Consider the following 20,466-nt stretch of genomic DNA (forward strand, 5'->3'; position numbering starts at 1 on the left):
GACTGGTGTTCTCGAGGCTGGTAAGTCGGTTGTTCTGACGTATCAGGTGAAGGTCAATGCCGGTGTTGCCGGTGGCACGTTGATCAACAACAAGGTCACCGGTACTGCGAAGCCGCCGACGGGTCCGGAGATCACTCCTCCGCCGGTCACGACCGAGCATCCGGTGGATGGCACTCCTGCCATCGAGGTACTGAAGTCCTCTGATCCGTCCACCACGAACCGTGTGGTTGCCGGCCAGGAGATCACGTACACGCTCACGTTCAAGAATGTGGGCACCGCGGACGGTGAGGTCAGCTTCTACGATGATCTGACCGATGTTCTCGACGATGCAGTAATGACGAAGGATCCGGCTACCACTTCCACACTGGTTGTTTCGGGTGTTGTCGACAATGTCTTCACCGTCACCGGAAAGCTGGCCAAGGGTGAGACTGCAACGGTGACGTACACCGTCAAGGTCAATCCTGAGATCGGAACGTTGTCGGGTCCCGGATTCTCGCCGGGTGTCCTGAACAACTACCTGGTGGTTGGTGGCGAGAACCCGCCGGTGCTCTGTGTACCGGGCGACGCTCTCTGCACCGAGCATCCGGTGGACCCGCCGGAGACCACCACTACGCCGCCGGTCACGACGGAGCCTTGTGTTCCTCCGACGACGACCACGCGGATGGTTCCGACCACCACGGCTGCGACGACGACGGCTAGCGCGACCACTGCCGGTGACGCTGATGTGACCGGCCTGGAGGAATCCACCATTACGGAGGAGACCACCCCAGAGGAGACCACCACAGACGAGACCACGACAGAAGAAGAAGTTGTCGCGGAAGAGATTGTGGATCCGTGTGGCGTGACGACAACGCCGCCGACGACACCGGTAACGACGGACCCGCCCACCACGACGGTTCCGACGACGACGGTGCCGGTTACACCGACGATCATCATTCCCCCGATCGTCGTTGTGCCTCCGATCGTCATCCCGCCGACGGTTCCGGGCCAGCCGGTTCCGAGCACCGTTCCGGGACAGCCGAAGCCGCCGACAGCAACCCCCGGTCAGCCGGGTCAGCCGAAGCCGACTACTTCTGCTCCCAAGGGCGGAACGATCAACTCGGGTGGTGGCGCTGGTGAGAGTGGCGTGAACACCACGTTGCTTGCAGCGGGTGGACTGGTTCTGCTGCTGGCGCTGGGAACGGGTGTTGTTCTCCTGACGCGTAAGCGTCGCGAGGATGGTGACAACTGATTCTCGTGAGAATCTGAGGTAAACGATGTGGGGCAGATCGCAGAGTATGCGATCTGCCCCACAGTCGTTTTCGTGCTGGTGTTAGGAACCGATCCGGGAGCCGTCCTTCTTCCAGGCTGCGATTACCGACGGGCGAGGCTGTGAGGAACCACCGTCGGGCCAATGGGATGCGGGGCTTTCGATGCTGGCGTCGTCGGTCTCGCCGGGATGCTGGACGCAGACGATGACGCGCTTCTCGTCCACGATGGGACCGCAGGTTTCGGCGCCGACGGGAACGGTGAGGAACTGCTTTGTCTCACCGCGGTTTTCGCCTTCGAGGACAACGCTGAAGAGTCCGTCGTTGGACTTGAGTGCATTGCCGTCGGTGGAGATCCACAGGTTTCCGTGTGGGTCGAAGGCAAGGTTGTCCGGGCATGAGATGGGGCTGACCTTGCTCTTGTCGAAGCCGCCGAAGTAAGTGTCGGCCGTGGCTGGATCTCCGCACACGAGAAGAAGATTCCAACCGAAGGTGGTGCCGGCGTGGTCGTCGGTGATTTCGAGGACCTGGCCGTTCTTGTTGTTGTTGCGCGGGTTCGCCTCGTCGGCCGCTGCGCCGCCGTCGACTCCGCGCTTGGTGTTGTTGGTCAGAGCGACGTATACCTTGCCGCTCTTCGGGTTTGCCTCGAAGTCCTCGGGGCGATCCATCTTCGTGGCCCCGACCTTGTCGCCGGCTTGTCGGGTGAAGACGGCCACCTCTTCGGCGCTCATGCCGTCGACCAGCGATTCGCCCTTGCCGTCTTCGCCGGTGCGCAGGATGGCTACCCACTCGCCGGTTCCGTCGAACTTGCCGTCCGCGGGGAGTTTGCCACTGCCGTCGATCTCGCCGGCGGAGTTTCCACTGAGCTTTGCGACGTACAGCGTTCCGGCATCGAGCAGAGTCATGTTGTGGCGCATGGCTGCTTGGCTTGTGCCGCTCTGCATCTTTCGGCTGGAGACGAACTTGTACATGTAGTCGAATCGCTCGTCGTCGCCGCTGTAGGCCACGACGCTGCCGTCCGATGTGATGTAAATGGTTGCGGCTTCGTGCTTGAAGCGGCCGAGCGCGGTGTGCTTGACGGGGGTCGACGAAGGATCCCAGGGATCAACTTCGACGACGTATCCGAAGCGGTTGACCTCGTTGGGCTCGGCGACCAGATCGAACCGCTTGTCGAAGCGTTCCCACTTGCGCTCGGAAGCGGCGCCGGCCAGACCGTAGCGCTTCAGTCGCGCTGCGGCAGTGGGATCGGTGACGCCCTCGGCGTTCGCGAAATACTGGTTGAAGTTCTCTTCGCCGGAAAGCACTGTTCCCCAAGGTGTGACGCCACCGGCGCAGTTGTTGAGGGTGCCGAGCACCTTGGTTCCGGTGGGATCGGCGCTCGTCTTGAGGAAATCGCTGCCCGCAGCGGGACCGGTGACGAGGAATTCGGTTGTCGCGGTGATGCGACGGTTGTTGGATCCGATCTCGGGAACCAGTTTGCCGCTCCCGGAGTCGCCCTTGACCTGTACGACGGAGAGTCCATGGCTGGCCCAGCCGATCTTGACCTGTTCCTCGGTGGGGTTTTCGGCGTCGTAGCCGCGGAACATGGCTGGTTCGGTGGAGTACTCGTGGTTGACCACGAGCAAGTAGGTGTTGGGCTGCCCTTCGACGGGCAGGAGCCCGGCGAAGTCGTTGTTGAATCCGAACTGCAGTGCCTGCGCCGCCGCGGTCTGGTTCTCGAAGTCGAAGGCCGGGGCTCCCGCGAGAACAGCGTCACCCCACCGGATGACGACGCCCTGCTCGTACCCATCGGGAACGGTAACTGCATCCGCTTTGTTGGGGGCTACGGCGGTGAAGTTGGTGCCCGCCGGTGTGCTGGCGCCCTCGCTGCTTCCTGCCGATCCGGTCCCTGGGGCGGCTTCCGCTGTGCCGTCGGAGCAACCGGCGAGCGCGCTACCCGCTCCAACGGCCAGCACTGCCATGCCACTGCCGCGCAGCATCCCGCGTCGACTCAGGGCTGAGCGGGCGATATCGCGGAAGTACGCGCCTTCCGAGGTGTTGGGCACCTCGTGTGAACAGGCGTTTCCGCACTTGTACTGGCAGGTGATCGACGCGCGTGAAGACAAACCGTCGTGTTTGACAAACAGTGCCAAAGGCTTGATAGCCACCGTGAACTCCCGAAATTCGATGAATGGTCTCGGGAACCGTAGAAGCCGTAAGCGAGGGTAAAGGAAAGTCAAAATGAACGGCAGAACAATGAGGCGACCCTAAAACGTGGGCCGACCATGACATTTGTCATCGCAGATTCGTGACGGTGTCACTCAGTCCGATGACGCCTCGCACTGTTTTTGCGCCTACCGGCCCGCGAGGCTGGAAGCATGAGAGAACCGCATGAAGGAAGCTTCCTGACCGACCTGATGGAACTGGGGCCGGCGCCCGCCATGGCCGTTCGATGTGCGATCGGATTGCGCGGCCGGAACCGATCGGAGGCCGCGCGATGAAGGGCGATCCGGTCATCGAGGTTGACGCCATGTCCCGGCGTTACGGCTCCGGAAAGGATGCGTTCTACGCGGTCCGCGATCTCGAACTGACGGTAGCGGAGGGACAACTGTTCGGACTGCTCGGAACCAACGGCGCCGGGAAGACATCCAGTCTCGAAGTGATCCAAGGACTTTCGCGGCCGACGGACGGATCGGTGCGCGTTCTGGGTCTGGATCCGGTGCGAGAGCGCCGAGAACTCCGCCCGAGTTTGGGCATCATGCTCCAAAAGGGCGGCCTCCCTCAAGATCTCACAGCTCGCGAGAGCTTGTCGATGTGGGCAGGAACCTGCTCGAACCCCCTACCGGTCGACGAGGTGCTCGAGCGAGTCGACATGCGCGATCGCAGCGAGACCCGCGTGAAGTTCCTCTCGGGTGGCGAAGCGCGTCGACTTGATTTGGCCTGTGCCATTATCGGTCAACCGCTTGTTCTGTTCCTGGACGAGCCGACGACGGGTCTCGACCCCGAAAGTCGGCGTAATACTTGGCAATTGATCGCGGAATTGAAAGCTTCTGGCGTCACCATCATGTTGACGACGCACTACTTGGACGAGGCCGAGTCGTTGTGTGATCAGTTGGCGATCATGCACCGGGGAACCGTAGTGCGCAGTGGAACGGTTGCCGAGGTGGTTGCGGATCACCCCGCGCAGATCAAGCTGCGCAGGCCGGATCTCCTGCTTCCGAACTTGCCCGGTGCCGAGATGCGCGTCGAAGGTGACTCTGTGGTGATCACTACTGCCACCGTGCAGGAAACGCTCACCGATCTCCTCGTCTGGGCTCAGCACAACAACGTGACGTTGTCCGGTCTGGATGCGCGAGCCGCATCCCTCGAGACCGTATTTCTCTCCATAGCAGATCAATTCGACCATCACGTCAATCTTGAAGGGGTGTCGGCATGAACCGCATAGCAACCCTCTCCCGTTCGGAGTTCACGCTTCTGGGCCGAAACCGCCTGTTGCTCTTCAACGCAATAGTCCTGCCATTGATCTTCCCGATCGGAATTCTGATTCTCTCGCGCGAAGACGGTCTGTCCGATACAGCGGTATCGTCGGGCCTCGAGATATTTGCGCTTTTCCTGCTCGTGTTTGTCGTGTTCTACAACCTGCTGTCGGTGTACTCGACACGGCGTGACGAGTTGGTGCTCAAGCGTCTGCGCACCGGGGAGTGCAGTGACGCGGAGATCCTGGCCGGCCCAGCAGTACCGTCGTGGGTGCTGACGGGCCTGCTGACGGTCGTTGTCGGTATCGCTGTGGTGGTTCTGGGTGGACGGGTGCCGGTCAATCCCGTGCTGGTGCTGGTGGCGTTTATCGGTGGCGCTGCCGTCTTTACTGCATTGGCTCTCATCACCTCCGCGGTGACGCGTAATGCCGAAGCCGCGCAGATCACCTGTATGCCGATCCTCATTCTGGCGACCGCGGGTATGTCGAGCATCAGAAATGTCGTGCCGGACAACATCGCTCGTGTCCTCGATTTCACGCCGATGGCCGCGGTTCTCGATCTCGTGAATCTGGGATGGGTGGGGCGCACGTCGTCCGAACTGGCCGACGACGGCGCCGTAGCAGCGAGTTTTGCGGACACGTTTGTCTCGGCCGGTCAACCGCTATTGGTTCTGGTTGCGTGGATCGTCGGGTCGGTCCTGATCGCCAATGTGCACTTCCGCTGGGAACCGCGCTCGTAAAACTCTGAGAAGGTAGTAGGCATGATTGCGGAGAGCTTCGGACGCTGGAATCCGACCCGAACGTGGCGAACGGCGTCCAGCGTCGACAAGGTTCGCCTGTACACACGGCAGTCGTTCTTCGTTCTCGGGATCTTCTTCGGGATTTTCGGCGGTATCACCGAAGTGGGGATGCACCGTTACCTCGGAGCACTTTTTGTCGTGATCAGTGCTGCCGCAGCCGTTGTCGCGGTGGATCGGATTCCCGAGTTGGGTGGTACCAAAACCGCGTCGGTGAAGGTGCCGGTGGTGGTCATGACCCTTGCGGCGCTGTGTTCTGCGATTATCGCCTTACCATCTGACGACGTGGGTCAAGGTCCGTATTTCTGGCTTGCGATGATCGTCCCGGTGCCGTTTGCGGCATTGATGTCCTGGCGCTGGGTGATGCTGGGAGCGGCCGTTGCCGGCGGCGTATGTGTACTTGCCGGGCGACCCGAGATCGGAATCTTGGTTGCATGTGTGGTGGGTTTCATGACCTTCACGGTGCAGCTGTCAGCGTGGCTTCTGCGGATGGTCACCGAACTCGACGAGGCGCGCGGCGCTGCGGCAGCACTGTCGGTAGCCGAAGAGCGCCTGCGCTTTTCGCGTGATCTGCATGACGTGGTGGGTAGTGCGTTGTCGGCAATTGCGGTGAAAAGTGATCTGGCAGCCGCATTGTCGCGTCGCGGTGACGATCGTGCAGCGCAACAGATGGACGAAGTCCGTGATCTTGCGCAGGAATCCCTGGCTGAGGCGCGGGAGTTGGTGCGCGGCTACCGATCCATTGCTCTGGCGTCGGAGCTGGCGGGTGCACGGTCCCTGCTCGAGGCGGCGGGAATCACCACCGACATCCGCGGATCCGCAGATGCACTGCCCATCGAACTGGCCGAAACGGCGGCCTGGGTCGTCCGTGAAGGCGTGACGAACATCCTGCGTCATTCTTCCGCGCAACAGGCTGTTATCGAGGTGACCGGTGAATCCGTGTCGATCGAAAACGACGGCGCAGCGAAGCAACGGGCAAGTGACGGTACGGGTGTGAGCGGGCTACGTGAACGCGTCGTCGCTGTTGGTGGCATCCTCGAGGTCGCACATGGTGAAGACACCTTTACGCTGACCGCACATTTTTCCTCCCCGATTAAGGAGTCTCGGTGACCGAGCCGATCAAGGTATTGCTTGCCGACGACGAGAATCTGATCCGATCCGCACTTGCGATGATCCTCTCGCTCGAGGACGACATAGTTGTTGTGGCAGAGTCGGAATCGGGGGAGTCGGCCGTCATTGCGGCGTCGGAACTGAAGCCTGACGTTGCTGTTCTGGATCTTCAGATGGCCGGTATCGACGGGATCGAAACGGCGCAGCAGATTGCACAATCCGTGCCGGGGTGTGCGTCGATCATCGTGACGAGCCACGGCCGTCCGGGCTACCTGAAGAAGGCGCTTGCGGCCGGTGTTCGAGGATTCCTTCCCAAGACGACCTCTGCAACTACCCTCGCGGAAGTGGTTCGCAGCGTTCACTCCGGTGGGCGGTACGTCGACCCGTCGCTGGCCGCCGAAGCAATCGGCGCCGGCGATTCGCCGCTGACGCCGCGGGAAGCGGATGTGCTCGAATACGCGGCCGACGGGGCATCCATCGAGGAGATCGCGTCCCGCGCACACCTGTCGGCGGGGACAACACGCAACTACTTGTCTTCAGCCGTCACCAAACTCGGTGCGGCCAATCGACATGAGGCTGCGGTGATCGCCCGCCGACAGGGGTGGATCTAGCTCCTACAAGACCTGCGACAAGAACGCCTGCAACCGGTCGGTCTCCGGATCGTCGAAAAGCTGCTCCGGAGTACCTGTTTCGACAACGGCACCACGATCCATGAACAGTACCTTGTCGGAAACGGAACGTGCGAAGCCCATTTCGTGGGTCACGACCACCATCGTCATACCGGATTTCGCGAGGTCTGCCATGAGGGCCAACACTCCCTTGACCAGTTCAGGGTCGAGGGCCGAGGTTGCTTCGTCGAAGAACATGACCTCGGGCTTCATGGCCAACGCCCGGGCTATGGCCACACGTTGCTGCTGGCCGCCGGACAGGTTGCCCGGACGAGAGTCCGCTTTCTCGCGCAGGCCCACCAGTTCGAGCTGCTCGAGGGCCAAGGCGCGAGCCGCGTCCTTGGACAGTCCCTTGAGTTTGTTCGGGCCTAACGCGATGTTCTCGGCCACCGTCTTGTGCGGGAACAAGTTGAAGTGCTGGAACACCATGCCGATGCGCTGACGCAACGCGTCGGGGTTGTCCTTCAGAACGGACTTCCCGTCGAGGAGAACGTCACCCTGCTCGGGCTCGTGCAGGCGGTTCAGCACTCGCAACAGCGTCGACTTTCCCGAGCCGGACGGCCCGATGACGGTGACGGTATTGCCGGCGTCGACGTGCAGGTTGACGCCCCGCAGGACTTTGTTGGTGCCGAAGGACAGGTGCAGGTCCGTGCCGGTGAGGGAGACGGATTTCAGTTCAGAGCTGGTCATGTCCTCAGCCCCTTTCCACGACGATGGCTTGCTCGAGCGGATCCAATGTGCCGGAAGTGTCGGCGCGACCCGTTCGGAGGCGGTTGTCGATGTAGTTGACGAGGTGGGTCAGCGGGATGGTCAGCGCGAGGTAGAACAGACCGGCCGCAACGAGAGGCGACAGGTTTCCGGTCTGCGCGTTGAGGTCGCGTCCCACGGCAAAAAGTTCGCGCTGTGTGACGAGCAGTCCGAGGAAGTAGATCAGCGACGAGTCCTTGATCAGCGAGATGAACTGATTCATCAGCGCCGGCAGAACGCGTCGTACACCCTGAGGAATGACGACAAGCGACATGGATTTGCGGTAGCTGAAGCCCAACGCGCGCGAGGCCTCGAGCTGGCCCGGTTCGACGCTCTGGATACCTGATCGGAAAATTTCACCGATGTACGCCGACGCAAGTAGTGACAGCGCCGCGACGCCCAGCCAGTACGGATTGCTCCCGGTGATGTTCTTGACGATGGGGCCGACGCCCAGTCCTACGATCAGAATGATGACGACGGCGGGCAGGCCGCGGAAGATGTCCGTGTAGACGCGTGCGGGCCAGCGCAGCCAACGCGTCCGCGAGATGCCTGCGACTGCCAGCAGCATGCCCAATACGGTGCCGATGACGCCCGACGCGAGCGCCAGAATGATGGTGTTGGGCAGGCCGGTCTTCAGCAGATCCGGGAATGCTTGCTTGTACAGCTGCCAGTCGAAGAACGTGTCCTTGAGTTGCTGGAACGTCGACTTGGGCTGGTAGGTCGTCGTCTCGTCCGTGGTGGCGGGCTTCTCGGCAGCGAGGGCGGCGAAGTCCGGCAACTCAGGCGTCGCAGCTGCCTTGGAGCCGGGCTTCCAGCCCTCGGGAAGTTCACGCGGAACCCAGTCGGCGTACAGCTCCGCCCAGGTTCCGTCGGCGATAACGGCGTCGAGGCCCGAGTTCAGGGCGTCGATGAGCGGCTGATTTTCCTTGTTCACTGCCCAGCCGACAAAGTTGTTCACCGAGAAGGTGTTCTGGATGATCGACGTGGGATCACCCGGGGCAATCGCACCTTCGGCCTGCTGTGACGGTGCAACCCAGGCGTCGATCTGGCCGGATTTGAGGTTCGCGTACGCGGTTGCGTAATCGGGGAACTTCACCGGATCGAGCTTCAAGGTATTGACGACGTAGTCGTCCTGAACCGTTCCCTGCACGACGCCGATGCGCTTCGACGCGTCCAGATCACCGAAGCCGGTGATGGGGCTGCCGTTGGGAACTACGAGGGAGAAGTAGCCGAAGTCGTAACCGTTGGTGAAGCCGACGGTATTACGACGCTCGTCCGTGGTGGTGATGGACGAAGAGCCCACGTCGAAGCGGCGTCCGGCGACCTGAGCGAGCAGACCGGCAAACTCGGTGCCGACAAATTCGACCTTCAGGCCCAACTTGTCTGCGATGGCTTTGAGGAGTTCGTTGTCGTATCCGGTGTACTGATTCTCGGAGTTGACGCAGATACTCGGAGGCGCGTCGCCAAGCGTGCCGACGGTGATGACGCCGGGTTTGATCAGGTTGAGTTTCGAGATGTCGATCTGATCGATCGGGGTGACGGTGGCTGTGGTGTATCGGTCTTCGGCGCCCGCACCTGCGGCTGCGTCCAGGTTTGTGGGCGCTGCGGTTGCAGCTCCCACTCCGGGAGGCGCACACAGGTCTGTAGGGGCTGCCGATGAATCCGAACCGCTCGAGCACGATGACAGAGTGAGTGCCAAGAGTGCGGTGAGGAGCAGTGCCACCACCAAGCGGATCTTCGCTGCGACGGAGGAAAACATGCGAGCAGCGTAGTCCTAACGGTAGCGATCTCCGGGCGGAAAACTTCCGGCAGGTTCTGGACATCATGCGTCTGCACTGGGTGCACGCATTCAAATCAGCGTGATTTTAAGTACCAGCAGGTGCGGGAAACGATCAGACCGTCATGGACAGAGTATCCATTGCTTCGGCGAGCCTCTGAAGGTGAGCCGGCGGCGATTCGATCAGCGGAAGACGCACGCTTGCATGCGGGATGATCCCGAGTTCTGCCAGGGCAGCTTTGGCCATCACCGCGCCTTGCGACGTGCGCATGACGGCATCCACGATGTCGAGCAGCGATCTTTGGACAGTGTTCGCGGAGCTGAGATCGCCGCTCTTGACGGCTTGAATGAGTTCGGCGTTGCGGTGGGCCAGGACGTTACCCACGACGCTGACCACCCCGGTGGCGCCACAAGCGAGGTAGGGCAAGTTGAGCTCGTCGATACCGCAGTAATACGCCAGCGGTGTTCGAGCCATGACGGTCATCGCTTCGAAGATGTCCCCCTTGGCATCCTTGACCGCCCGGATCCGGGGGTGGTCGGAGAGTTCGATCAGTGTGGCGGCTTCCATCGCGATGCCGGTGCGGGCGGGAACGTCGTACAGCATCACGGGCAGTTCGGTGGCGTCTGCAACCGCGATGCAGTGAGCCACGATTCCGGCCTGAGTTGGCCTGGAGTAATAGGGGCAGACGAGTAGTAATGCGTCTGCTCCAGCGGCTTCGGCGTCACGCGCACGCTGAATGCTCTCGGCCGTGTTGTAGGTGCCGACACCGGCGATGACCCGAGCCCGATTCTTCGCCTGGGCGCTCACCGCGCTGATTAGTTGTGCCAGTTCGGCGTCGGTCACCGTGCCTGACTCGCCGGTGGTCCCGCCGATGACAATGCCGTCGCATCCAGTGTCCAACAGGTGGTCGACAAGCCTGGTGAGGCCAGTTTCGTCGAGCGTTCCGTCGGGGCGCATCGGCGTCACCATGGCGACGAGGTTGGTGCCGAACAGTAGTTCGGCGCGGTGCGGCGAGTTGGTCATGATGTGATCGTGCCTTCGCCGATACCTTTGGTCCAGCGATGGTTTTTACGCGATATTGCGTAACCTTGCTTCATGATCGATGTCGGAGCTTTGCGGGCACTGCGGTCGGTAGCCGCACTCGGGACGCTGGTGCGAGCCGCTGAGGAACTCGGATTCACAGCCTCGGCGATATCGCAGCAGATCAAGAGGCTCGAGCGGCAAGTCGGTGTGCCGGTGCTTGCGACTGCGGGCCGCGGAGTTGTGCTCACCCCCGCCGGGCAGGCCATCGTCGATTCGGCGCCCGACGTATTCGACGCACTGGAGCGTTGTATTGAAGCGGCACAATCGGTTTCGGTTGGTGCGCCGCGCGGCGTACTACGTGTTGTCGCCTTCTCGACTGCCATTCGGGGGCTGCTGGCGCCGGCGATCGGGCGATTGGCCACCGAGTGCCCGGACCTACAGGTGCACGTCACCGAGCAGGACCCAGACCAGGCGATCCACAGCGTCGACGCCGGAACAGCCGACTTTGCGGTTGTTCACGATGCCGACGGATTGCCGCCCGCACTCCCCTCGTCACTGGCCGAGCGTCACCTGCACACCGATGTCGGTGATGTCGTGATGAATCGGACGCATCCGCTTGCTCAGCTCGACCGGCCTCTGACCAGTGCAGACCTGGTGGGCCACGCCTGGGTGACAAGTCCGCCGGGGACGGTGTGTCACCAATGGTTTCGACGGTTGTTCGCCGACATTGCCGAAGACGCCGACGTGCGGCATCTGGTCGACGACTTTGCCACGCAGCTGTCGCTGGTTTCTTCCGGCGAGGTGATCGCGCTGATTCCTCGCCTTGCCCGTCCGCCCTTCGGGGCAGAGTTGGTGTCCCGACCGCTGGCGCGGCCGCCGAAGCGTGAGGTGCATGCAGTATGGCGGCGCAGCGCCGATTCCAGCCCGGCGATCCGCGTCTTGCTCGCCGAGCTGGATCCGGCAACTACCGTCGCCAATGTCTCAGGGGATCAACGCGACTGATTCGCTGTGACCGTCACCGAGTGGGTCGTCCCACGTGGTCCACGCGTCTGGACCGAGTTCGATCTCCGCTGTGGTGAGTAGGCAGGCGTCGAGTTCTCTGCGCAGTCGAGTCGGATCGATGCCCTGGCCGATGAAGACAATTTCTTGTCGGCAGTCGCCGACGGGTTCTTCCCACTTGTCGAGGATCCCCGAACGACGGTAGTCATCGGCGGGCCAGAGATCGTCGGACAGAAACTTCCACCATCGCCCGACGTACCCGTGCCGGATGAGATGCCCGGCCTGGGAAACACTCCCGATTTCGGTGAACCGGGCGGCATTCCAGTAGTAACCCTTGGCGCGAAGAAGGTTTCCGTTGGTCCACTCACTCGAGAGGAACTCGTGTAGGCGCCCTGGATGAAAGGGTGCGCGCTCGCGGTACACCACCGATCCGATTCCGTACTCTTCCGTCTCGGGCGTGTGTGCACCTTGGAGTTCCTGCAGCCAGCCAGGGGCCTGCGCAGCCTTCTCGAGCGAGAACAAACCGGTATCGAGAATCGTGTCGAGTGGGATTCGGCCTTGAGTCATCGGCAGTATCGCGGCAGTCGCGTTCAAAGATCGGAGCACGGCGGTCAGTTCGATCAAGTGTTCTGCCGCAACGAGATCGGCTTTGCTCACCAGGATGACGTCGGCAAATTCGATCTGATCGACAAGCAGATCCGCGATATCTCGTTCGTCTTCCGGGGCATCGGCTTCGACGCGACCTCCAGCGGCGTAATCACGGAGAAAACTGTGGGCGTCGACGACGGTCACCATGGTGTCGAGCCGGGCGATGTCCGCGAGAGCGTGACCGTCGGTGTCGATGAAGGTAAACGTTTCCGCGACGGGCAGCGGTTCGGAGATGCCCGAAGATTCGATGAGAAGGTAGTCGAACCGGCCGTCGGCGGCCAAGGCGCTGATCTCCGCGAGGAGGTCCTCTCGCAGAGTGCAGCAGATGCAGCCGTTGGTCATCTCGACCAATTTCTCCTGGGATCGGCTGAGCGAGATCTCGCGTTCGACTTCTGCACTGTCGATGTTGATTTCGCTCATGTCATTGACGATCACCGCCACTCGCCGGCCCTCCCGATTGCGCAGGATCTCGTTGAGTAGCGTCGTCTTCCCGGCGCCCAGGAAACCTGACAGCACCGTGACCGGAAGTCGTGTGTCCATGATTCCCAGTGTCCTTCCGAATGAGTGATATCGCTGTGATCAGGCGGCGGTCATGCAACACGCTGTGATCGCATGATCGCCGCCTCGCATTGCCGGACGATCAGGCCGCCGGCTCGAGGTAGCCCTCGAAAAGGTCGACAACGACGCTTCCGCCATCGGTGTCGCGACCGAACAGTTCCTCCGCTGCAAACTTCACGTGGTACGTGGGTTCTTCGCCGGCGTCGTTGCGCCCGTGACCGATTGCGTCCGGAAACGGCCACTTCTCGGTGGTCCGATGGGTGATGGTTCCCACCCGTCCACGGCAGTAGGCGGGCATTCGAACATGGCCCGGAACGTACTCGTCACGCACGCGTACTCGCTGACCGACCTCGAAGGTGGTCGTGTCGGTGGGTGCCGGTCGTCCTTCGGATTCGCTGGGCCGCGACAGCGGGAACGGTCCCCCGGCAAGGGTTTCGAGCTCGTCCTGCGTCAGGATCCCCTTTTCGACCATCAGCGATGCGACGCCGATGACGTACCGCTCGTAGTACGGGGTCGTCATGTAGTGGCGGGGCTCCATCCGCTCGACGACGTATCGAACCTCATCGACGCTGAAGGCGCCGAGTTCGGCGACACCGGCGAACATCAGGCTGTACGGCAGATGTTCCCACTCCGCGTGAAAAGTGGGGCCGATGTCGGCGTTGACGGTATGCGGGACTTTGCCGAAGCCTTGAACTCCGGCAAGATCGTGTACTCCATCCATGGGTGTGCTTCTTTCTTGTCGGGGTGATCAGACGGTGGGGACCTGCGGGATCGCGACCCCGATCAGGCAGTCCTTGGTGACGATGTCCTGAAGTTGTTCCTGGCTCCAGCCCTCGGTGCCTGCGGGGCGTTGCGGTAGGACCAGGTAGCGAGTTTCGGCCGTGGTGTCGTAGACGCGGATTGCGACGTCCGAAGTGATCTCGGTTCCCATCTCGGAGAGAACCTTCCGTGGTTCGCGCACCACTCGCGCCCGGTATTCGAAGCTCTTGTACCAGGTGGGCGGCAGGCCGAGGATGGGCCACGCGGTGCATGAACACAGTGAGCAGACGATCACGTTCTTGAGCGTCGGAGTGTCTTCGACAGCCACGATGTATTCACCCTGAGGTCCGAGATAGCCGTACTGAGCAACTGCTGCAGTGCCATTCGTGAGGAGTAACTGCCGGAACTCGGGATCGGTCCAGGCTCTGGCGACCAACTCGGCACCGCGCTTGGGGCTGAAGTCCTCTTCGAAGGTCTTCTTCCATCCCTCGACGTAACCGCCCGGTACCAATCCCTTGCCGTCGAGTGCGCGGAACAGCGCCCACGCGCGATCGGAGACCGGCGCCTGGGCCGGTGCGGCGTTATCCGTTTTGTGGTCGATCGTTACTGACATCTGGTTCACCTTTTCTCTGTGGGCTGATCATGTGTGAATCGGTGGAATTTGTTGTGCAACTGCGGGTACAGAACTAGGCGAGACTGAATTGTGGTGCAGAATGGGAGGAACGGTCGGCCGGCGTCGGAAATGGGCCGCGAACCCGTTCGAATGCGCGTCCGACCCGAAGGACCGTCGCATCGTCGAAGGACTTGCCGATGATCATCATTCCGGTAGGAAGCCCGTTCACCAGGCCGGCGGGAACGGAAAGGGCTGGGTGGCCTGTCACATCGAATGGTGCTGTGTTGGCAATCATTCCGAGAGCCTTGGTGATATAGGTTGCGCGGTCTACGTCCTTCGCCGGCAATTCGGATGCGACGTAGGGCAGTGTGGGCATCACCAGGACGTCGTACTGCTCCAAAGCCGCATCGTAGGCGGCGCGGGCAAGCGGCACGAGGTTGCGAGCTTTGCCGTAGGTCGCGCCGCCGAGAGAGGTGATGCCGTGGTGACCGGTCAACGCGACGAGCTTGACGGTTTCGGACAGAGCATCGGCTTGCTCAATGCGTCGAGAAGCAAAGTGCGCCATCAGTTCCGGATCGTACAATCCCTCGGCATTCATGCCGTATCCGTTGCCGTCGAGCAACTGATAGGCGCCGCCGTCGGTGGCGATCACGTTCCAGATATGGAAGGCGTGCAAGTGCCACGGGATGCTTACTTCCTCTACCGCACAACCGATCTCGGCCAGGCTGTGTGCTGCCGAGCGGACCGCGTCGTCGACCTCGGGTTGTGAGACTGCATGCCCGAAACCTTCTCGAACGATGCCGATCCGCAAGCCCTTCACGTCGGCGTCGAGAGTTGACAGATAGTCGCCCACTTCCAGGCTGTCCGGCTGACGAGGGTCGTTGCCGTCGCGACCGGCGATGACCGAGAGCATCAGTGCGGCGTCGTGGACGTTGCGTGTGATCGGTCCGAGATGGTCGATTGTGCGCTCGATGGGAAATGCGCCGGTGTACGGGACGAGTCCGAAGGTCGGCTTGTGTCCGACGACGCCGCAGAAGGCCGCCGGGATTCGGATCGATCCTCCTTGATCTCCACCGATTGCGATATCGACGTCACCGTTTGCCACGAGAGCTGCACTGCCACCGGATGATCCACCGGCCTCGCGCTGCGGGGCCCACGGATTGCGGACCGGTCCGCTTGCCGGGGTGAAACTCGAGCCGGAAAAACACAGGTCCTCGCAGACGGCCTTGCCGGCAACCGTTGCCCCGGCTGCCAGTAGTCGAGTGACCACAGCCGCGTCGCGAGACGGAGTGAACCCCTCTAGTGCCGAAGATCCGTTCATCATCGGAACTCCGGCCACGGTCACGTTGTCCTTGATCGCCACGCGTTGGCCGGTCAAGGCGCCACCCGACGTCGGCGGGATGCTGGTGGTCACATACCAAGCACTCAAAGGGTTTTCGCTTGCTGTCGGTACCGTGTGCTCGCGGGAAATTGGCGACGGAGTTGCCTCGTCGGCATACAACTGGTCGACTACGTCGTAGGAGCCCAGTGCTCCGTCTATCAGCGCCGGCCACTCGCGCCTGGCTTCGTCGTCCAGAGTGAGGCCGTAGTGCTCTGCAGCAGTGTTTATTGCTTTGTCGTCAGGTCGGATTATCGCCATGAGAAGTGTGCTCCTGATGTGATCGGCTTCACTTGCTGCTCAGACTAGGGCTAGATCTGCAATTGAGTCAATAGGTATCGACATATTGACGCGTTAAATTCGGGTTACGCGCTCTCAGAGGGAGCGGGGATACAGGCGGCCGCGACGTGATTCGGCGATCAGAATCGGTCGGTGCAGTGGAACATCGTTGTCTGTAAAGCTTTTCGGCGTCACGGCCAGCTGCCGCAGTATGGTTTCCGGATCGCCGGCCGACGGAGTATCGACTGCGCGCGCGTATGCCAGGATGGCCTCGTAGGTCGTCTCCGACAAGGAACTCAGTGGCGGTAGAAGCTCGTTCGAGTTCGCGTTGTAACGCTTTTCGAGATCGTCATTGCCTGTTGCCGCTTGGAAGTAACCGAATGCCGCCCACACGCCGTCGGCGTCGGAGTTGCCGATGAGTTGTTGAGTAGCTTCGTCGAGGACGAGTGCAAACGTCCGCGTTGTTGCCCGTAAGCCGTATTCGGCGCATTGCCGTTCGAAGAAGACCTCGTCGTGACCGACCAGGGAGGAAAGAATCAATTCGGCGCCGGAGCGGGTTATCGACTCGATGACGTGTGAGAAGTCGATTGTCCCCAGCGGTACGTAGGCTTCACCGGCCACCGAACCGGTGGATTCGGCAATCACGCGCCGAGTCGCCCAATGCGCTCCGTACGACCACGAGTACCGCTGACCGACCAGGAACCATGTGCGAGAGCCTGTTTCGGACATGAGAGCGGGGATGCCCGCCCGCGCCTGTTCGAGTGGCCGCTCACCCAAGCGAAGAATCCCGCGGCGCGATCGGCCTCCTTCGTTGAGAACGGTGTGTACCAACAACACACCGGTGTTCTGCAGTGCAGACGCAGCAGCGTTGAAGGTCGCCGACGTCACGCACGCGAAAATGGTGCGGCACCCGCTTTTCATCAGCCGCAGTGCGGTCGCCGCCCCAGCTGCGGAGTCGGAAGCATCATCGCCGATCACCAGTTCGACGACAACGCCGCCGACACCGCCGTTGGCATTGATCTCTTCCACAGCCAGGGCGGCGAGTGCCTCTGTGGCCTGGGCAAATACAGCCGCCGAGCCGGATTTGCTGACCAACAGTCCGATCCGATGGCGATCGGAGCGTGGCGGTTCTGGTGGAGCGAATCCACGCTTGTGGGCAAGCCAGGAAATGCCGTCCTGATCGAGGCTGGATTCGAGAACGATCCGGGTCCCCGTGCCGTCGGGAAAGAACCTGATCGTCAGGCGGCCGCGCCACGGTTGGTGGTGCGCGATCACAACCGATCGGCCCCGCTTCACGCCGGCCACATACCCCAACAGGGTGATCGGCATTCCTGCGACATCGGCGCGTGCGCCGTCGCCGACGGGAAGGGAGATGGCGACGGCGGACCCGACCGTCAGCTGCTCACATTCGAGTTCGAGCAGCTGGCCTGTCTCGAGGCGCTCGAAGGCCGACCCTGGTGGGTCGGTCGTCACGATGTGTGCCGTTACGGAGAGACCTGGCACGTTCTACGTCCTGCCTGAAATAGATGCTGCGGTCTGGCCTCACGCCTGGCGACGTGTCGAAGCGGAGTCCGAATCGAGTGTCGTCGTTGTCGGTGAGTCCGAGGAGTTCGTACCTGCTTCCAAAGCTCGCCCGAGGACGTCGCGCAGGAACTGGAGGGCATCGTTGGCGGGCCCCGACGGATCGATCGAGAACAAGCGATGGCGTCCTTGGCGTCGTTCTACGATCACTCCGGACAGCCGCAGCGCCTTGAGATGCGTGGATACAGTGGTGCGACCTACCGTTGAAATCTGGTCACTGATGAAGCCTGCATTGCACTCGCCATGGGTTGCCAGAGTGTCGAGAATCTGTCGACGCACTTGGTCGGCCAGCACAGCAAACGCCAACTCTTCGTTTCGTTGAGTAGTCACTGTGTGCTGTCCGCGCTTCCTCGAGGGCCTCTACTGAGATATGTCGACACTCATCAACATATCTCGAGTTGCCCCCGAGGGAAAGAACCAGGCCGAAGATTCTGGCAGCTTCGGTCAGTGATCAGCGGTTGTCACCGCGTCGCGCAGCATTCCGGTTTGCGGATGGCAGTTGATGTACTCGTACAGCTGAGCCTCCCCGTCGAATACCGAGACCTCATGGTAGAGACGTAATTTCGACAGACCCTCGGCAACACGGAAGAACGTCGTGAAGATCCGCAGATGGGTCGGGTGGGATTCCGACCACCGTTCGAGTTGGTCGAGCGAGGCCCAGTGACCGATGTTGTAACTCAGATCGAGGAAGTTTCCGTCGATGTCGATGTTGCGTACGAATCGGTTGCTGTAGCAGCCGACGGCCGGGCCGTTGTCGCGGAGGAAGTCCATGCCCGCCTCGAGAGTGGGCAGGATTTCGTCCAGGTACAGACTGCGTTCGTCTGCTTCCGCCTCGGCCCAGTCCTGGCCGGATCGAATCAACGCGATGTTGTCGTGCCCACGCACCACCACACGGCCACCTGCGCTCGGGTCGCCACTGGCAACCCGTAGTTCGCCAGAGGCCTGCATCCAATCGGTCTGGGAGATCGGAAATCGCTCGCGCATCGAACCCCAGTAGCCGTGCTCGTTGATGTCACCGCTGATGCCGTCCATCACGGCTCCGACGCCGGGAAGATCGTCTTGGAATGCGTACAGCGTTTCGAACTGGTCGGCTCGCGGCGCCACGATCTCCCGGAAGAACCCCAATCCGTCCGACAAGCGGTCGTCCGATTCCCACCAGGATGCGACAGGGGCAGATTTGCTCCAACTATATTGGGAAGAAACATCTTTCCAATACCCGACGACGATCAGGTTCTCGTACCCCTGGTTGTCGATGTGGTGGGTGAGATCGTGGTGAGCCGGTCCGTCAGGCAGGTCGAAGCCGGCGACGATGTGCCGCATGGCCTGCAGTGCTGCCGGGCGCTGCTCATCGCCGCGAAACTGCACGCCGAGGTAGCCCATCACCACCTGTTGTAATTTGTCGTCCGAGCGCCCGACCCACATGGGAAATGGCGGTACGTACGTATCGGGAACTCTGCGGGTCAGAGTTCGCGGGCATTTGAGATGTTCACTGATCGCAGATTCCATGAGAACTCCATCCGAGTAGGTCATTTCCGGTTGCCTGACGTGTGGCAACGGCGTATCGAAAATTTACGCCCGCAGGGCTGGAGAAACTTGACCATGAATGCCAGAAACATGGACGACAGTGCCAAGAGTCTCGGATTCTGCCCGTTGGCGCCGGATTTCCGCGATGGTCTCGAATGGGCCAGTGGCGCAGCAGGTTACGTGTGTGTTACTGCTTGCTGCCGAAGTGGGATGGGGTGCGTCGAATCGAGTGTGGCGGCCAGTGACTCCGAGCGGTATCGGCGAGGGCTCATCCCGAACTCGGCTTTGAACGCCCGGCTGAACGTGGAGGGGTCGGCAAATCCCCAACGGTAGGCAATCTGGCTCAACGATCGCCCTGCTGTGCCGTGTCGCATCATTTCACGGCGACAGACTTCGAGGCGGCGACGTCGAATAGAGCGTGACACCGTCGTGCCGTGCTCGGCGAAGACCCGATGTAACTGCCGAATGGACACCGCGACCGATTCCGCGATGTGCGCCGGAGACAGGGACGGGTCCTCGATGCGATCGTCGATGACCGAAAGTGCCATGTCGTAGAGGTTGTTCCCATACGAGGAGACCGGACGGATTGTGTTGTGCAGGAAGGACTTCACCAAACCGCTGATTTCCTCGATGATCTCAGCCTCGCCTCCGGCGTTATCGGATGCCATACGAACCGACGCAAGATCGTGGAGAAAGCGACCCAGGAGCCCACTCACGCCGGTGTGACCGTCAAACGCAATGGCAGTGAGATTCCGGATTTCGGCGTCGGCGAGCGCCAGCGACGGCCTTGGCCAGGTGAAGACCTCGAGTCCCCAGAAACCGTCGTCTGGATGTCCCTCGAATTGCCAATCGAATGGGCGAGTGGTGTCGTACAGGACGTAATCACCACATCGCAGTATGCATTCGCGCTCATCTTGCCGCACTATCGCGCTGCCACGGCGAATCATGCCGATTTGCAGGTAATCGGCGCCGTCGTCCCTGATCAAACTGGTGCTGCGCACTATTCGTTGTTCCATCGACTGAACGGCAGCAACCTTGACGTGGGCAAGTTGTGCCGATTGGACCGCTCCGGTGAAACGTGTGTGGTCGTCGATATCGGATACGTCCAGAGCGACAAAATGCTCGCGTAGTAGGTCTGCCCAGTCCCCGGCGATAGTTGCCCGTATGGGAAGCGGAACGTCAGGTTTCCCGAGCATTGCAGGGCACCTCCTCGCAGAAGAATCGAGTTGTTCGGTTGGCTAAACACCGAATGTGCCTAGTCTGCAGTTCATCCCGATGGAGTGAGTACGGGCTTCGCTCTCTG

At 61.4% G+C, this 20,466-nt stretch carries 18 protein-coding genes and 1 pseudogene; 7 read left to right on the forward strand and 12 right to left on the reverse strand.

Features of this window, described 5'->3' with window-relative positions; translation table 11 throughout:
* A pseudogene (locus ACFRFQ_RS13175) lies at window positions 1–1,231 on the forward strand (isopeptide-forming domain-containing fimbrial protein); the annotation flags it as partial.
* A gap of 81 nt (window positions 1,232–1,312) precedes the next feature.
* On the opposite strand, the gene ACFRFQ_RS13180 reads toward ACFRFQ_RS13175, so the two are convergent.
* Window positions 1,313–3,394, reverse strand: a complete 2,082-nt coding sequence (locus ACFRFQ_RS13180; RefSeq protein WP_378657936.1) for a PhoX family protein — start codon at window positions 3,392–3,394, stop codon at window positions 1,313–1,315.
* A 210-nt stretch (window positions 3,395–3,604) separates the two neighbouring features.
* Here ACFRFQ_RS13180 and ACFRFQ_RS13185 point away from each other — a divergent pair, with 210 nt between their 5' ends.
* Genes ACFRFQ_RS13185 through ACFRFQ_RS13205 form a run of 5 tightly spaced genes read left to right on the forward strand, consistent with a single transcriptional unit; the run spans window position 3,605 to window position 7,219 of the window.
* Entirely contained in the window at window positions 3,605–3,727 is a 123-nt protein-coding gene (locus ACFRFQ_RS13185) for a hypothetical protein (RefSeq protein ID WP_378657938.1), read from the forward strand.
* Complete coding sequence (locus tag ACFRFQ_RS13190; protein ID WP_378657941.1) at window positions 3,724–4,662, forward strand: ABC transporter ATP-binding protein; 939 nt, start codon at window positions 3,724–3,726, stop codon at window positions 4,660–4,662. The genes ACFRFQ_RS13185 and ACFRFQ_RS13190 overlap by 4 nt, the downstream gene beginning before the upstream one ends.
* Entirely contained in the window at window positions 4,659–5,441 is a 783-nt protein-coding gene (locus ACFRFQ_RS13195) for an ABC transporter permease (RefSeq protein ID WP_378657944.1), read from the forward strand. Before ACFRFQ_RS13190 ends, ACFRFQ_RS13195 begins: the two co-directional genes overlap by 4 nt.
* 21 nt (window positions 5,442–5,462) lie before the next feature.
* Window positions 5,463–6,608, forward strand: coding sequence for a sensor histidine kinase (locus tag ACFRFQ_RS13200; protein ID WP_378657947.1), 1,146 nt, complete (start codon window positions 5,463–5,465; stop codon window positions 6,606–6,608).
* Complete coding sequence (locus ACFRFQ_RS13205) at window positions 6,605–7,219, forward strand: response regulator (protein ID WP_378657950.1); 615 nt, start codon at window positions 6,605–6,607, stop codon at window positions 7,217–7,219. The genes ACFRFQ_RS13200 and ACFRFQ_RS13205 overlap by 4 nt, the downstream gene beginning before the upstream one ends.
* A 3-nt stretch (window positions 7,220–7,222) precedes the next feature.
* Here ACFRFQ_RS13205 and ACFRFQ_RS13210 read toward each other — a convergent pair whose 3' ends face one another.
* The 3 genes from ACFRFQ_RS13210 to dapA form a co-directional block, all read right to left on the reverse strand.
* Window positions 7,223–7,966, reverse strand: a complete 744-nt coding sequence (locus ACFRFQ_RS13210; RefSeq protein WP_378657953.1) for an amino acid ABC transporter ATP-binding protein — start codon at window positions 7,964–7,966, stop codon at window positions 7,223–7,225.
* 4 nt (window positions 7,967–7,970) lie between these two features.
* A complete protein-coding gene (locus tag ACFRFQ_RS13215) occupies window positions 7,971–9,782 on the reverse strand; it encodes an ABC transporter substrate-binding protein/permease (protein WP_378657956.1) in 1,812 nt (603 codons plus the stop codon).
* Between the two features lie 133 nt (window positions 9,783–9,915).
* Window positions 9,916–10,824: a 4-hydroxy-tetrahydrodipicolinate synthase gene (dapA, locus tag ACFRFQ_RS13220; RefSeq protein ID WP_378657959.1), complete on the reverse strand. Its 909-nt coding sequence runs from the start codon at window positions 10,822–10,824 to the stop codon at window positions 9,916–9,918.
* A 72-nt stretch (window positions 10,825–10,896) separates the two neighbouring features.
* Between dapA and ACFRFQ_RS13225 the strand changes: the two genes are divergently transcribed.
* A complete protein-coding gene (locus ACFRFQ_RS13225) occupies window positions 10,897–11,826 on the forward strand; it encodes a LysR family transcriptional regulator (RefSeq protein WP_378657961.1) in 930 nt (309 codons plus the stop codon).
* On the opposite strand, the gene ACFRFQ_RS13230 is transcribed toward ACFRFQ_RS13225, so the two are convergent.
* The 8 genes from ACFRFQ_RS13230 to ACFRFQ_RS13265 form a co-directional block, all read right to left on the reverse strand.
* Entirely contained in the window at window positions 11,806–13,014 is a 1,209-nt protein-coding gene (locus ACFRFQ_RS13230; RefSeq protein WP_378658571.1) for a GTP-binding protein, read from the reverse strand. The genes ACFRFQ_RS13225 and ACFRFQ_RS13230 overlap by 21 nt on opposite strands.
* Window positions 13,015–13,111: 97 nt before the next feature.
* Window positions 13,112–13,750: a nitrile hydratase subunit beta gene (gene nthB / locus ACFRFQ_RS13235; protein WP_378657963.1), complete on the reverse strand. Its 639-nt coding sequence runs from the start codon at window positions 13,748–13,750 to the stop codon at window positions 13,112–13,114.
* A gap of 27 nt (window positions 13,751–13,777) precedes the next feature.
* Window positions 13,778–14,401 (reverse strand): nitrile hydratase subunit alpha, encoded by a 624-nt coding sequence (gene nthA, locus ACFRFQ_RS13240; protein WP_378657966.1) that lies wholly within the window; start codon window positions 14,399–14,401, stop codon window positions 13,778–13,780.
* 73 nt (window positions 14,402–14,474) lie between these two features.
* Window positions 14,475–16,040 (reverse strand): amidase, encoded by a 1,566-nt coding sequence (locus ACFRFQ_RS13245; protein ID WP_378657969.1) that lies wholly within the window; start codon window positions 16,038–16,040, stop codon window positions 14,475–14,477.
* Between the two features lie 114 nt (window positions 16,041–16,154).
* Window positions 16,155–17,561: an ABC transporter substrate-binding protein gene (locus ACFRFQ_RS13250; protein WP_378657972.1), complete on the reverse strand. Its 1,407-nt coding sequence runs from the start codon at window positions 17,559–17,561 to the stop codon at window positions 16,155–16,157.
* Window positions 17,562–17,600: 39 nt separating this feature from the next.
* A complete protein-coding gene (locus ACFRFQ_RS13255) occupies window positions 17,601–17,969 on the reverse strand; it encodes an ArsR/SmtB family transcription factor (RefSeq protein ID WP_378657974.1) in 369 nt (122 codons plus the stop codon).
* 114 nt (window positions 17,970–18,083) lie between these two features.
* Entirely contained in the window at window positions 18,084–19,145 is a 1,062-nt protein-coding gene (locus tag ACFRFQ_RS13260; protein WP_378658574.1) for a phenylacetaldoxime dehydratase family protein, read from the reverse strand.
* 194 nt (window positions 19,146–19,339) lie between these two features.
* Window positions 19,340–20,359, reverse strand: a complete 1,020-nt coding sequence (locus tag ACFRFQ_RS13265) for a helix-turn-helix domain-containing protein (protein ID WP_378657976.1) — start codon at window positions 20,357–20,359, stop codon at window positions 19,340–19,342.
* Window positions 20,360–20,466 lie beyond the last annotated feature (107 nt).

The sequence above is a fragment of the Rhodococcus sp. NPDC056743 genome (genome assembly GCF_042790355.1).
Lineage (GTDB): Bacteria > Actinomycetota > Actinomycetes > Mycobacteriales > Mycobacteriaceae > Rhodococcus_F.

Bases quoted from the DNA above. Each gene is read 5' to 3' on its own strand.
- ACFRFQ_RS13200 (WP_378657947.1), top strand. From the start codon at position 5,463: ATGATTGCGGAGAGCTTCGGACGCTGGAATCCGACCCGAACGTGGCGA.
- nthA (WP_378657966.1), bottom strand. From the start codon at position 14,401: ATGTCAGTAACGATCGACCACAAAACGGATAACGCCGCACCGGCCCAG.
- dapA (WP_378657959.1), bottom strand. From the start codon at position 10,824: ATGACCAACTCGCCGCACCGCGCCGAACTACTGTTCGGCACCAACCTC.
- ACFRFQ_RS13195 (WP_378657944.1), top strand. From the start codon at position 4,659: ATGAACCGCATAGCAACCCTCTCCCGTTCGGAGTTCACGCTTCTGGGC.
- ACFRFQ_RS13265 (WP_378657976.1), bottom strand. From the start codon at position 20,359: ATGCTCGGGAAACCTGACGTTCCGCTTCCCATACGGGCAACTATCGCC.
- ACFRFQ_RS13215 (WP_378657956.1), bottom strand. From the start codon at position 9,782: ATGTTTTCCTCCGTCGCAGCGAAGATCCGCTTGGTGGTGGCACTGCTC.
- ACFRFQ_RS13210 (WP_378657953.1), bottom strand. From the start codon at position 7,966: ATGACCAGCTCTGAACTGAAATCCGTCTCCCTCACCGGCACGGACCTG.
- ACFRFQ_RS13185 (WP_378657938.1), top strand. From the start codon at position 3,605: ATGAGAGAACCGCATGAAGGAAGCTTCCTGACCGACCTGATGGAACTG.
- ACFRFQ_RS13190 (WP_378657941.1), top strand. From the start codon at position 3,724: ATGAAGGGCGATCCGGTCATCGAGGTTGACGCCATGTCCCGGCGTTAC.
- ACFRFQ_RS13245 (WP_378657969.1), bottom strand. From the start codon at position 16,040: ATGGCGATAATCCGACCTGACGACAAAGCAATAAACACTGCTGCAGAG.
- ACFRFQ_RS13225 (WP_378657961.1), top strand. From the start codon at position 10,897: ATGATCGATGTCGGAGCTTTGCGGGCACTGCGGTCGGTAGCCGCACTC.
- nthB (WP_378657963.1), bottom strand. From the start codon at position 13,750: ATGGATGGAGTACACGATCTTGCCGGAGTTCAAGGCTTCGGCAAAGTC.
- ACFRFQ_RS13260 (WP_378658574.1), bottom strand. From the start codon at position 19,145: ATGGAATCTGCGATCAGTGAACATCTCAAATGCCCGCGAACTCTGACC.